Consider the following 12,685-nt stretch of genomic DNA (forward strand, 5'->3'; position numbering starts at 1 on the left):
CTGCCGATCCGCACAGCCCCGGCAACACGGGCCCAACGAGACGACCAATGGCTTGCTGCGCCAATACTTGCCAAGGGCACTCCTCTCTCCACATCCACCCAGAGTGACCTGACCGCCATCGTGCATCAGCTCAATACGCGCCCACGAAAATGTTTGAACTTTGCGACGCCTCTGGAGGTTGACGCGCAGTGGCGTCAGTATTCACTCGTTGCACTTGGAACTTGATACCCCCTCCTTTTTAAAAGATTCCTGCACCGCCTCAGAGAGCCCCTCACACTTGAAGGAAGCTGGATATCATGTTTTTCCATAGCACGAACGATTCTCCACCAGGGCTTGACGGTATGCCGCCTGACCAGTCCTTGGATTTTTCGAATACCATCACCTTCTTTAATCCCGAGCATCAACTCTTCTAACCCCTTCAATAGCACAAATGTTTCATATCCGGATAAGCCGGATCTTTTGAGCATATCCTCGTCCAGCGACAAAACAAACTGGAGGGCTTGAGTTCTATTTGCCGAAATATCCGCGCCATCGCTTTCAGCGCGCCAAAAGTTTGGCGCAACCGGAAGGTGCTTATAAAAGCCAAGCACACTGGCATGAGGCATGTAATTTTTCTTGGCGACTTCCATCTGTTGCTCATAGCCAAAATATGCAAGCAATCTACCTGCACCTTCGGCAATTCTCGTGATATTCGCCGTCTCATCCGAAGATTGCCACGTACCGACTTGACTGGCCCGATTGATCAACTCCGTATCTTCAGGATGCTGCTCCCGATATTTCTTTTCAGCAGTGGCAGCTTTCTCAAACGTAGAGTTTTCCAGCGCATCCACAATTTCACGGTCTTCGGCTTGAATTCCCACAAAGTGCAGGACATCCCTGATCGTACGATCGGCGTCCCGTTTGTAATCTTCGAAGCGAAAACGCCTGACATTTGACTGCTGTAGCCAGACTTCGTTGAACAGACACCATGTATCGATCTTATTGCGCAAGGTGTATGGATCCGGAAAATCTAGAAACTCGCCGAAATCCATTTCCGGCAATTCGCGACGATAACGGGACAACAGCGCGTCACGCGGATCACGCACGAAATATATGATCCGATGCGCTTGATGCCTAGCGGTCGGCCATTGATGTGCCCACTCAATCTCGATATCTTTGCGGAAATTAAACGTATGTCGTGAGCTAAGAATCGGAAGCCATTTTTTCAATCTGACTTCAGCTGGGTTAAGCGTATAGCCTTCCGACTTGAAACGTTCCCACATGACACCCATAGTCTCTCGGTATGTCTTTATGCCAAGTTCAAGAAAGCAATTGATTAACCATGTGGCCCCTGACGGCTCACGCGGGGAAATGAGGTACAGTTTTTCCGGCTTCATCTGTCCTCACCTACTTTTCATCAAGAACTATGGCCAAGCCAACCCGTGGAAACTCTCATGATACGAATCGACAACGGTTCCAACATAAGCCAGCACAGAAATATTGCAGCAATCACGCTCTCCACAATCAGAACACCTGTGAGATCAGTAATGAAGTAACCAACGAGCGCAGCACACACGGAAACTGTGAGCAGTAATGTAGCACGCACCGCCACTCTTTGAATTTCCTGTTTGAATCCCACAATACCACCAATCATTTGGACAAACCGATGGTATTCAGCCCACGCGTTGTAGGCTGTGGTTAGCGATAACCCGATCCCTGCACCCCAAAGACCCAAAAATGGAATCAAGGTCAATGATACGATACAGTTGAGCACCGCTAGATTCAGATGCATCCGAAAGATAAAGCCTAGATCACGAATTCCAATCAGAGCGCTGTATAGAGGGCCGGCGAAGATGATCCCGATGCTGGACGGAATGAGAGTGACGTAGAAGACTGGTAGATAGTCCATTTCACCTCTCAGCCAATACCGTGAAACGAACACCATTAATACGCAGCCAATACCATGCATCAAGATGGCGGGGATTAGTCCGTAATGCACCACCTTGAGGTAGTCGTTGCCCCCCTCAATACTCAACTTACTCGACAATTGCAGAAACGTACGACATGCCCCTCCAAAGAGTCCTCGGATGCCCACAACTATTTTCATGGCAACTTCATAGGTGGAAACACTTGTCGGCCCAACAAATCGGTTAAGCAAGAATTTATTGAACGGGTCGAAGAATATGTTGACCAGATTCGCCCCCTGCAACGCGACGCCCTGATTCAATAAACCAGGAAATAATCTAATTGTTTCGGCTGATGGCTTGAATGAGCTCAGATGTTTCATCCTCAAGCGCACCCAAGTGGCCAGCAACAAGTCGATTACGCCACCTGCCAGCATAAATTTCCCAATACCAACGATGTTCAGCTTATGGGAAGAGTAAGAGCTAAACACAATCAAAGTAAAAACTGCTGGCGGGCCGAATAGTTGCGCCTGGGCCGCAAGGTCGAACCGGCCTAAACTCTCAATGACAGCCACATGACCGGCTCCTAGTATCTGACAAATCGCGATAAGCACGACGATCACAAGCAACTGTGAAAGTTGACTTTCGACTAGAATATCGCCCCCCCAGTAAATAAAGGTATGCAGGAAAGGCTGTCCGAGGAGGAACGCGGCGGAACCAAGAATGGCCACGCCTACTAGCGTCACCGTCCACACAGCAGAAAATAGGATGTCTAAACCGTGCCCTGAGTCGGGCTGACGCTGTAACTCGGCAGCATGCGTAACAGCAATGGTATGTATGCTGTTGAGTAAGGCCACATAAAACGCCGTGATTGACAGCATGAGGGTCAAGTAACCATATGAAACCGCTCCGGCTAGATTGATCGCCAAAAGGAGATTACCCAATCCGAATAGGAGGCGAACCACCGCCGAAACTCCTCCCCATGAGGCATTCCTAAACAAATTTGGCATGGATCAAAGCCCGTGCGCTAAAAACTGCCATGAAAATAGTGGCCGGCATGCCGGTTGAATTGCAGCCCGAACTCATTGCCTACCAAGCGGGAAGACCTGGGTTGAATGAGACAGATGTACTCTCAATCCACTCATCCGAGCCAGCAATGCTCTACCTTGATGAGAGGGCCTCCACCGTGGACATCCGCTGGGAGTCGATTAACTCGAGAGTTTTCCCCAACCTCCTAAATATAATGCTCCGTACCGACGCTCACCCTCCCACCACATCATTCACATCGATCTCCACTGCTGCCGCTTGTTGAATGAGATGCACTCCGATCACCAATCGATGTCGTTTCTCTTTCCGTAGCAGAATTCCGTAAATACCCTGCAAGGGACCACGAATGACCTCAACCTTCATCCCTTCGTGCAGATAGGGATGAGGATCATACGGAAGGACACTTGTCATCAAACGCCGTAGTGCGTCAATCTCCAGCTCTGGAATCGGTTCAGGCCGACTCCCATTGCCGACGATTTCAACCACGCCGATGGTCTTTTGTATGGGTGCTTTTTCTTGCTGGGAAAACCGTACAAAACAATACCCAGCAAACAGCGGGACCTCAATTTCTTTTTTTCTATCCTTCCACTGGCTCAATCGTTTGACCGTCGGAAGCAACGGCTCGATTCCTTGTTTATCCAACTGATCCCGTACCAGCTTCTCATGGCGAGACTTCGTTCTCAGGGCATACCAGTGAAGATTGCCTGTCTGATCCATCTGGTTTATCTCGCCTGTTTAGGCACCTGATCTATCTGGTGTACTTGGCTCATCCTCGCGAGAAAGACTTGATAGTCAGCTTCTACCATAAAGACCATTTAGGTACAGCTCCGCCCTCTCACTTACAGTGAAAAAACGGTGGTCTTGCGCGCTTACACCGACGTCAGCGCGATAATCTTGCTGACTGGAACCTGATGATGTTCCAGTTTGGTTCGGAGCCCAGCCGTCAGATCGAAGTGTGCCAGCAGCACCGCATCAAACTCCCATTCCTGCAAGACATCCGACGACCAGACCGGGTACGAGAGAAACGATTCCTGCCGTCCATCATCCACAAATCCCACCAACGTCATCTGCATCTCACGGAGCGACAAATAGGCCATTTCCGCAAGTTCACTGGTTCCATAAATCACGACCCGTTTCATTCCATTTTGAGCCATATGAGACAGGGCTTCTCGAAAGCGCGCGCGCATATCACGATAATGCGACAGGACATACTCTATATGAAGGGAAGTCAACCTCGACTTCTCCGCAGACCCTTCTGGTGTCAACACGTAACGGACACGGTGGGAAGGGATCGAGGCAATACTGATATACCCGTTTCGCACCAATCGCTTCAGGTACAGATTTGCAAGCCCCAGGGCGACCCCAAGCTTTGCCGCAAGGGAACGCTGTGTCACCCCGCCATCTCGCTCCACTTCGGTCAGCAAGAGCAGATCTCGTTGGTCTTGCAGATTCATAGAGTTATGAGTATCTCAGTAGATGCGTTCAGGATATGAACATATACGTGAAGTGGAGTCAAGACCAATACCGAGAAACCATGCGTCCAGCCGATAGTCGACCTCAGACGTGGTGTATGACGAGAGCCGAAGGAGCATCAATCACCAGCCTGATGGCAGTCGCCACCTTGTCGACCGTGAAATGATCAAGACAATCCCAGTATGAGCAGGCTTCACCGATACATTTGTCGCAGGTTGGAACATCCGGGCGTAGGACGACTCCCCTTCCAAGAGGCTTCCATCTCACGGGCAAATTGTTTCGGCGAGGATCAAACAGGCTGACTGTGGGGATTCCCAGCGCTGCCGCCATATGAGCTGGTCCCGTGGCTCCCGAAACGACCACATGGGCATGAACAATCACTGCCATAAGCTGGCGGAGCGACAGTTGCCCCATACAATTCTTGATCTCGGTTGGGATGTGCATGGGAGGCTGGGCATGGGATTCAAACTGTTTTCTTTCTGACTCGCTGCCAGTCAAGATCACCCCATAACCGGCTTGCGCCAACTCAGCAGCCAGATCCCGGTAATACTCCGGTCGCCATCGGCGTGCAGAAAAGCCTCCAGGATGAATGATGACTCGCGGGCTCGGCAAATCCGCCCAATAGGATACCCCAATGTTTCGCTCCTGCTCCGTCACGAACAACCTTGGAGGTTGAACCTCTCGAGGGGGCACCCCCAAGCCTCTCAACATCTCAACGTTGTATGCTGATTCATGTTTCGCAAATTCACTGCGATGTTCATAGATCCGTCTATTCGACAAGAGGCTATACCAACGATAGCCCGTCGCAATTCGTATCGGTACCCGCGCCAGCCAGGCCGCCCACATCAACCGGCGAAACGGCTTGAGAAACACCGCCACCTCAACTCCGTGTAAAAAGGCACGACGCAATTCTGCCAACGGATCTGTGAGACGAATGGTGCGGACAGCATCCACATCAGGATGGTGCTCAAGCAGCGGCGCCACTGTGGGACTGGTTAAGAACTCGACTCTGACACCCGGCACGAGTTCCCGTAGTTGCGTTGCCACGGGAAGCGAGAGGAGCACATCGCCGATACCGTCAGGTCGAACGATCAAGACGTTCATTGACATGGCGCGTGAGCCGTTAACCTCGGGTGAATAGCATCAACTACCTGGGTCGGCGTAATGAGGTGAAGACATTCCAATTCTGGAATATGTCGGCAGACACGGCTGAAACAGGGGCTACATGGAACCGGCCCACTCAGGATCTGATGGCCATCGCCATACGGTCCGGTCCGAATCGCACTCGTCGGTCCGAACAGTGCGACGACAGAAACTCCCAGGGCTGATGCAATATGCATCGGCCCAGAGTCGTTGGTCACCATGGCAGATGCTGTTGAAAGCAGCGCCGGTAAACATCCCAATGGGATTTCCCCACAGAGGTCGATAAAAGAACTCGCCGTCAGAGCCCTGAGCTGATTCGTATAAAAACGCTCCTCCGAACTTCCGATGACCACGACCGGCCCAAGCTGCGAGGCATACAGTTGGTCCAGGACCGCAGCGAACGCCGTGAGCGGCCATCGCTTTGTCGGCCACCGCGCCCCAATATTCATCGCAATCCATGGCCGATCGATGGCAAAACCTTGACGGTGGCAGACCGTTCGAACAGTGGCGATATCCTCTTCCAGGAGCTTGAACCGAAACTGGGGTTTCTCAGGGAGTCTCACCCCCAAGGCACTCAATAGGGAAAGGTATCGATCGACTGCGTGAACATTCAGATGTGTGACCGGAACACGGGTGGTATAGAACCAAGGACTACCCTCCCGTCCGTTCGCAAAACCAAACCGTGTCGGTGCACCACTCAACCAAGCCAGGACACCGCTTCGAAACAACCCTTGCAAATCAAGCGCGAGGTCAAACCGCTCAGCCCTGAGCGCCAACCCCTCCCGCACCCAACTGCTGACCGTCATGTCGATCGGCCAGATACGATCGATCCCCTCCGCTCGCTCAACGAGCTCAGCCCATTGGCGCTTCACCACCCATGTCAGATGCACCCCGGGCCACTGCGCCTTGATCGCCGACACCACTGGAAACGTATGGACGATATCTCCGAGCGAACTCGGCTTGATCAGAAGAATACGGGCGCTATCCCATAGGGAAAAAGGAGCCGCATCCAAAGAGGTGACAGATGACACCGGACAACCTTTCTGTCTTTGCAGCGGGGACAACATCGGAATACTGAGTCACGATGCAGGTCCCTCACCCGTACCGACACCATCTCTCTTCATGCACATGTGGGGACATGGGCCTGCACATGAGGGGCATAGAGGCCATCAAGTATCGCCTTACCGCTGCTCGAAGCTGCCGTTTCGCGTCGCTCTTCGAGCGACCGACAGAGACGTTGCCACACTCGCACATATGGGGAGGGACTGAGGTGATGCCGCAAAAACGTGTGTTGGCGCACAATTCTCGAGATCCACTCGCAATTTCCTGGAATCATAGCGGAGAATGGATCGGCAATCAGGGGCTCTTTTGGAGTGAAAAACATCGTGATATTCCCACCATCCTGGGAGATGAGATGCGAGGTTTCATACAATCCCTGTTTTTTGGCTAACCGGCGCAATGACACAACATTGAAATTGTAGAGGTGGGCTTCGTGGAATGTATTGCGAGGTGCCTGGCAGGTCGCCTCCACATTCGGAACCTCTACAACGAGTACCCCGTCAGGTTTTAACCAAGAACGGAGGCGTGCCAGAATGAAGCCCGGGTCTTCCGTATGTTCAAGGACATGCCAAATCGTCACGATATCGAACGAGGCGGGAGCAAACGTCGCGTCTTGTACGAATCCAACTTGAACCGTCAACCCATATTGTTGGATCGAATGATCAGCATACCCTCGATTCGGCTCGATCCCATTCACAACATGACCCAGCGATTGGAGTAAATAGGCGAACTCTCCGCCTCCAGTGCCGACGTCGAGTACTGTTTTCCGACTCGACAACAACTGCGTAATCTTCCCAAACCGTGACAGAGCGACCTTGCCCGCACGCACGACATGCTTGGGTTTCGGACTGTAGGTGTTCTTATACGCAAGGCGATACTCTGCTTCATAAAACTGTCGGGCATCGTGTGGCCGCGGATCCGACCATACGAGCCCACAGGCTTGGCAGATGACGGTCCGTAACGGGTTCCTGCTACGACTTCTGGTTGAAAGAATCGAAACCTCGGTCCCGCCACAGAGGTTACAGGGGATGGAACAATCCTTCGTACCTTGGTCCACGGCCATCACCATTTCTCCTCGAGTCGCACAACGCGCTGGGTATCGTATCCCGAGACAACTTACTCTCGCTGCGTAGCCAACACAAGTCCGGCCTTGTCCGGCATGCCGCACACTTCTCAAACCGTATGCTCGACCCAACCCGTACTATTCATGCTGTGATAGAGCTCCACGCTTCACATCAGACAACAACCAGTCCACAGCCTCGGTCAGGGAGGCTTCAACTCTATCCGGAATCAGCTGAGTGTCCGTCAAACCTTCCACGTCTTGCAGACGAGTCGCCCCGGTGGTCACGAGGACACTTCGTGCTCCCACCCGTTTGGCTAATTCGACATCACGGAGGTGATCGCCGATCACATACGACTGCTTCAGATCCACCTCCTGTTCTTGGACTGCCTGGTCAATCATCCCACGGTTGGGCTTTCGACACCCACACCCGTCATCCGGATGATGGGGACAAAAGTAGATACCGTCCAGTGTCGTGCCTGCCTGACCAAGCAGATACGCGAGCTTCCTATGGATAGCATCAAGATGCTGGCGAGAGAGGAGTCCTCGTGCGATACCCGATTGATTCGTCACAAGGATCAATCGGGCACCCGCCAGTTTCAACCGTCCGAGCGCCTCCGCCACGCCAGGGAATAATTCAAACTGGTCCGGGGAGTTGATATATCCAGGATCAGGATTGAGCGTGCCGTCTCGGTCAAGAAAGATGGTGTAGCCTTCCAGGAGCCGATTAGGCATCAGGTGCGAGGCGTGAAGCGCAGATGAGCTGTTCTTCGCTTGCCCTTCACCCGTTACCCCTAACCTACTCACTTGTCGCAGCGCCGCTTCGTATACCCGGTCAACGGAGATACGGGTCATGCATCGGTGATCAATCGGGCATTCCCGAAGCAGACAGGGCGCACAATCAACCGCTTCTCGAACCACCGACTGCTCCTGTCCATATGGAGAAGTCGTGCGCGAATCTGTCGGACCAAACACCGCAAGCACCGGCACTCCGCACGCAGCCGCCACATGCATCGGCCCTGTATCATTGGTGATGAGGAGACGACATCGCTTCACCACTGCCATCAATTCTCGAATCGTCGTGGCGCCGGACAACACCACTGTTCGTCCGTTGATTCGAGATGCGATGTCCTGACCCAAGGACTCCTCACCCTTCGCTCCCAGAATCGCCACGAGCACCTGCCTACCTTCGTCACGACCTACTTGTGCGGCAAGTCTGCTCGCGACTTCAGCAAACCGCTCCGGCAACCATCGCTTCGCGCTGCCGTAAGTCGATCCAGGATTGATCCCGATCACGATATCCGAGACACCGGTCCCAAGTGTTTCGAGTCTCGCATCCAACGCGTGACTCTCTTCCGCCGTTACATGCAGTGTCGGTTTTGGAGCACCACCAGACAAGCCCAAGGGTTTCAGCAAATTCCAGTAGTACTCGACTTGATGGACTGATTGGCGAGGCTCAACTACGGCGACCGGGTTGGTCAGGAAGAAGACTCGTCCATCCGTCGCATAGCCATACCGCTGATGAATGCCGGCGAGCCACGCAAGAAATGCCGCCTCAAAGGCGTTCTGAAACAGCACGGCGAGATCGAACCCATGACGCCGCAACAAACCAGCAAGCGCCCACTTCCCTGAGAGTCCGGCATGAGCCCCCTTATCCTCGTAGACCAGCACCCGATTCAGCTCTGGAGCGGCACGGAACAGCTCAGCAACAGCAGATTTGGCCAGCATCGTGACTTCTGCCTCAGGAAATAGCGACCTGAGACCTCGAAGAGCAGGCTCGCACATGACGGCATCGCCGATCCAATTCGGTGCCCGTAGCAGAATTTTTCGAGGCTGCGTTTCAAGCATGACGCTCCGCTGTGTGACGGCTTCGCGATAGAGGCCCATCTATCAGCTGAGACAACCGCTCTTCTCCTCGAACCACGTATGTTTCAAGCCGAAGCATCCACCAGGAAGCGTCGGCCTCGAGCAAGGGCTTCAGTTTCCCCCCATCCTTTTCAGTCGTCAACACGAAGTCACTCCCGCTACCCCGCACCTGATTGCGAACCTCCCCGATCTCACGTTGACTGTAGCGATGATGATCTTCAAACATGGTCTCGCCCACTATCTCGACTCCAACGGATTCAGCCGAGCGGCGGAACGAGGGGCTATTGCCGATTCCGCTCACCAACCAAGCCTTTTTCCCCTTCCCCCATTCAATGACCTGTGACGCCCCCGACCCAATCGCAATGAAAGACTCCGGTCGAAAGACCACCTCAATGTCATCATCGGAGCCACAAGGCATCCTGCGTAATCGGCTCCGAATGGCATCGACGTCCTGGCGAGAATCGGCTCGAGTGATCACCACCGCGCTCGCCCGATCCAATTCCTGCAACGGTTCTCGGAGTCTTCCCGCCGGGAGCAATGCGTCGAGTCCGACCGCATCGGTTGCATCCAGCAGGAGCAAATCCACGTCTCGATGAAGCGCGAGATGCTGAAACCCATCATCCAAAATCATACAATCGACGGGATGTTGCTGTAAGACCCAGCGACCGAGTGCCACACGATTTGCGCCCACCGCCACGACAGTTTGGGGACAACGCTGGGCCATTAGGAACGGTTCATCCCCCGACTCCGATGAATCAGCCAAAATGTGCGCTCCATCCGATACCAGAACATGCGATGCATGACTCGTCCGCTTATAGCCTCGGCTCAAGATTGCGACTCGCCAGCCCTTGGCCACTAATCGTTGGGCCAGAAAAATAACGAACGGAGTCTTTCCTGTTCCTCCGACCGTCAGGTTCCCCACGCTAATGACCGGACAAGGCAACCGTGCGGTTACCAGCCAACCATGTCGATAGCACCATCGCCGAACCTGGGTGGTGAGACCGTACAACCCGGCAATCCAGTACAGCCATGTACGGACCGGTTGTCCTGGAGACAGAAATGACATATCAGGGTTTGACCACCAGAGGCCCTGCCCCTGTTGTCAGAGAATGGTCGGAGTACGACGAAGCAGTACGGATGCACTGTTCTATCTGCTCCACACTCCGCATAAGTGCGCCTTGATTGTCCGACACCACCTGTTTCGCCACCTGACCATCTTGATTCCGTTTGTCAGGCTGACGTATCCATTCCTCAATCGAGACGACAAGATCCTCCACTCCCATCACCCGACGTCCTCCTCCGGACTGTGACAAGAGCGTCGCTATTTCGGCGCAATGGTCTGTATAGGGTCCGAACATCACCGGAGTCCCCCACACGGCAGGCTCGAGCAAATTGTGCCCTCCGACGGGAATCAACGTCCCTCCCACAAAAGCCACGACGGCGTCTCGATAGGCGCGAGCAAGCTCTCCTCTTGTATCTAAAATGATCACACGAGGGCCCTTGTGCGCCGATTGAATCCGGCTCCTCCGTTCGACGGCGAATCCCGCCTCTCGAAAAATGGCTTCGACTTTCTCGGCTCGTTCGATATGGCGCGGCGCCACCATCAAGACCGTATCAGGATGGTTCTTGACGATCTGTGCATAGGCCGAAGCCAGGAGTTCCTCTTCACCAGCATGGGTACTGCCGGCAAGAATCAATTGTTCGCACTCCTCAACCCCCAAACTCTGGCGGAGCGACGCCTCCGCCTTCATCTCCGGGAGCGGCTGATCAAACTTGATATTACCGGTCACATGAACACGTGAAGGTTCCGCTCCCAACGCCACAATACGCTCCTGATCCCTGTCCGATTGCATCAAACAGAGCGTCAGCGTTTGAAGAACCGTCCGATAGAAGGAGCGAATAAGAGGCAGATCCTGACGACCGAACGATCGGGAAGACAACCGGCCGTTCACGAGGACGGACGGCACATCGTGCTCATGCAGTGACCACAAGAGATTGGGCCACAACTCCGTCTCGACAAATACATACAGGATCGGCTGCATATGACGGATCATCCGCCCCACCGCCCAGGTGAAATCAAGTGGCGCATACCGATGTTCGGCAACACCCTTTAAGCGCTGCTCGACCGCTTCACGGCCAGTCTCGGTCACCGTTGTCAGGATATAGCGAAATTCGGGATGGTGTTCATGCAATGCCCTGACCAGCGGCGAAACAGCGACCACTTCACCGAGCGACACGGCATGAATCCACACCAGCGGTCGAGACGGTTGGGTCCCGTCAAAAATAGGTAGCTGCCAGCCCATGCGCTGCAGGAAACCAGGCCGGCAGCGTGGCTTGGCAAGGAGAACACCCACGATTACGGGCGATGCGAGAAGAAGGCCAATGTTATAGAGAAGCTTCCACATGGGAACGAAGTTAGACGTAAGAGGTAAAAGGTGAAACGTCTTGCAAAACTTCAGTACCTCCTACGCTTCACGTCTCACTGCTCACGCGTCACATCTTCTTCGGCCTGATCTGTCAACTGATTGAGGGCTGTCTCAAGTTCCGCCCGAAGGGTTTCAAGCATGGCAGCATCCGCCTCGCGCGGGACCCAGAGCGGGCTTCCATAGAGGAATAGGCCTCTGGAGAACGGGTACGGGACCATAAAGCGGTCCCAGCTCGCAAAGAGTTTTTTTTTGAGCAGGCAAAGATCATGGGCACGATGGGAAGCCCGCTGGCTTTAGCCATTTGAATGACCCCAAGCTTGACCACCTGCCGAGGGCCCTTAGGACCATCAGGAGTCACAGCGACATCTTGGCCAGACCGGCCGAGTTTGATCAACGCTCGCAACGCTCCCGCCCCTCCTCGGGTACTGGAGCCACGCACCGCCTTGTGACCAAATCGGGCCACGATGCGCGCAATGATTTCACCGTCGCCATGTTGGCTGATCAACGCTTGTGTACCCGTTCCACGGTAGCCGAACAGCATCATCAACTGCTGCCCATGCCAAAATGCAAAAATCGCGTGCTGCCCTTCTCGATACAAGGCATCCACCGCCTCATGGCCGCCCGTTTCACACCGCATCGACCAGGCGACTCCGCGCATGAGGGCGGCCGCCACCGGAGGTAGGACCGAAAGCTTCAACCATTTCACGAAGGGCGAGTGTTTCATCGGT

The 12,685-nt window shown here is 53.9% G+C and carries 11 protein-coding genes; all 11 read right to left on the reverse strand.

Annotated elements, in window-relative coordinates; genetic code table 11:
• Positions 1 to 194: 194 nt before the first annotated feature.
• Positions 195 to 1,376 (reverse strand): sulfotransferase domain-containing protein, encoded by a 1,182-nt coding sequence (locus tag COMA1_RS09490; protein WP_090747463.1) that lies wholly within the window; start codon positions 1,374 to 1,376, stop codon positions 195 to 197.
• Between the two features lie 20 nt (positions 1,377 to 1,396).
• The gene (locus COMA1_RS09495; RefSeq protein WP_090747466.1) at positions 1,397 to 2,848 is read right to left on the reverse strand and encodes a lipopolysaccharide biosynthesis protein; all 1,452 of its coding nucleotides are present in this window, start codon (positions 2,846 to 2,848) and stop codon (positions 1,397 to 1,399) included.
• Between the two features lie 295 nt (positions 2,849 to 3,143).
• Entirely contained in the window at positions 3,144 to 3,647 is a 504-nt protein-coding gene (locus tag COMA1_RS09500) for a UpxY family transcription antiterminator (protein ID WP_090747468.1), read from the reverse strand.
• A 152-nt stretch (positions 3,648 to 3,799) separates the two neighbouring features.
• Positions 3,800 to 4,384 carry a winged helix-turn-helix transcriptional regulator gene (locus COMA1_RS09505; protein WP_090747471.1) on the reverse strand — a complete coding sequence of 195 codons (585 nt, stop codon included), beginning with the start codon at positions 4,382 to 4,384 and terminating at the stop codon, positions 3,800 to 3,802.
• A 103-nt stretch (positions 4,385 to 4,487) separates the two neighbouring features.
• On the reverse strand, positions 4,488 to 5,513 hold the full coding sequence (locus tag COMA1_RS09510) for a glycosyltransferase family 9 protein (RefSeq protein WP_090747474.1): 1,026 nt from the start codon (positions 5,511 to 5,513) through the stop codon (positions 4,488 to 4,490).
• On the reverse strand, positions 5,504 to 6,577 hold the full coding sequence (gene waaF, locus COMA1_RS09515; RefSeq protein WP_176697974.1) for a lipopolysaccharide heptosyltransferase II: 1,074 nt from the start codon (positions 6,575 to 6,577) through the stop codon (positions 5,504 to 5,506). The genes COMA1_RS09510 and waaF (COMA1_RS09515) overlap by 10 nt, the downstream gene beginning before the upstream one ends.
• A gap of 89 nt (positions 6,578 to 6,666) precedes the next feature.
• Positions 6,667 to 7,668, reverse strand: a complete 1,002-nt coding sequence (locus COMA1_RS09520) for a class I SAM-dependent methyltransferase (RefSeq protein ID WP_090748831.1) — start codon at positions 7,666 to 7,668, stop codon at positions 6,667 to 6,669.
• A gap of 138 nt (positions 7,669 to 7,806) precedes the next feature.
• Positions 7,807 to 9,552, reverse strand: coding sequence for a lipopolysaccharide heptosyltransferase II (gene waaF, locus COMA1_RS09525; protein WP_090747481.1), 1,746 nt, complete (start codon positions 9,550 to 9,552; stop codon positions 7,807 to 7,809).
• On the reverse strand, positions 9,506 to 10,597 hold the full coding sequence (lpxK, locus tag COMA1_RS09530; protein WP_090747485.1) for a tetraacyldisaccharide 4'-kinase: 1,092 nt from the start codon (positions 10,595 to 10,597) through the stop codon (positions 9,506 to 9,508). Before lpxK ends, waaF (COMA1_RS09525) begins: the two co-directional genes overlap by 47 nt.
• 1 nt (position 10,598) lies before the next feature.
• Positions 10,599 to 11,834, reverse strand: coding sequence for a 3-deoxy-D-manno-octulosonic acid transferase (locus COMA1_RS09535; protein WP_176697975.1), 1,236 nt, complete (start codon positions 11,832 to 11,834; stop codon positions 10,599 to 10,601).
• Positions 11,835 to 12,048: 214 nt separating this feature from the next.
• On the reverse strand, positions 12,049 to 12,681 hold the full coding sequence (locus COMA1_RS09540) for a lysophospholipid acyltransferase family protein (RefSeq protein WP_176697976.1): 633 nt from the start codon (positions 12,679 to 12,681) through the stop codon (positions 12,049 to 12,051).
• Positions 12,682 to 12,685: the final 4 nt, after the last annotated feature.

Source organism: Candidatus Nitrospira nitrosa (genome assembly GCF_001458735.1).
Taxonomy (GTDB): Bacteria; Nitrospirota; Nitrospiria; order Nitrospirales; family Nitrospiraceae; genus Nitrospira_D; species Nitrospira_D nitrosa.

Bases quoted from the DNA above. Each gene is read 5' to 3' on its own strand.
- COMA1_RS09490 (WP_090747463.1), bottom strand. From the start codon at position 1,376: ATGAAGCCGGAAAAACTGTACCTCATTTCCCCGCGTGAGCCGTCAGGG.
- COMA1_RS09500 (WP_090747468.1), bottom strand. From the start codon at position 3,647: ATGGATCAGACAGGCAATCTTCACTGGTATGCCCTGAGAACGAAGTCT.
- COMA1_RS09505 (WP_090747471.1), bottom strand. From the start codon at position 4,384: ATGAATCTGCAAGACCAACGAGATCTGCTCTTGCTGACCGAAGTGGAG.
- COMA1_RS09510 (WP_090747474.1), bottom strand. From the start codon at position 5,513: ATGTCAATGAACGTCTTGATCGTTCGACCTGACGGTATCGGCGATGTG.
- COMA1_RS09520 (WP_090748831.1), bottom strand. From the start codon at position 7,668: ATGGCCGTGGACCAAGGTACGAAGGATTGTTCCATCCCCTGTAACCTC.
- waaF (WP_090747481.1), bottom strand. From the start codon at position 9,552: ATGGGCCTCTATCGCGAAGCCGTCACACAGCGGAGCGTCATGCTTGAA.
- lpxK (WP_090747485.1), bottom strand. From the start codon at position 10,597: ATGTCATTTCTGTCTCCAGGACAACCGGTCCGTACATGGCTGTACTGG.
- COMA1_RS09535 (WP_176697975.1), bottom strand. From the start codon at position 11,834: ATGGGCTGGCAGCTACCTATTTTTGACGGGACCCAACCGTCTCGACCG.
- COMA1_RS09540 (WP_176697976.1), bottom strand. From the start codon at position 12,681: ATGAAACACTCGCCCTTCGTGAAATGGTTGAAGCTTTCGGTCCTACCT.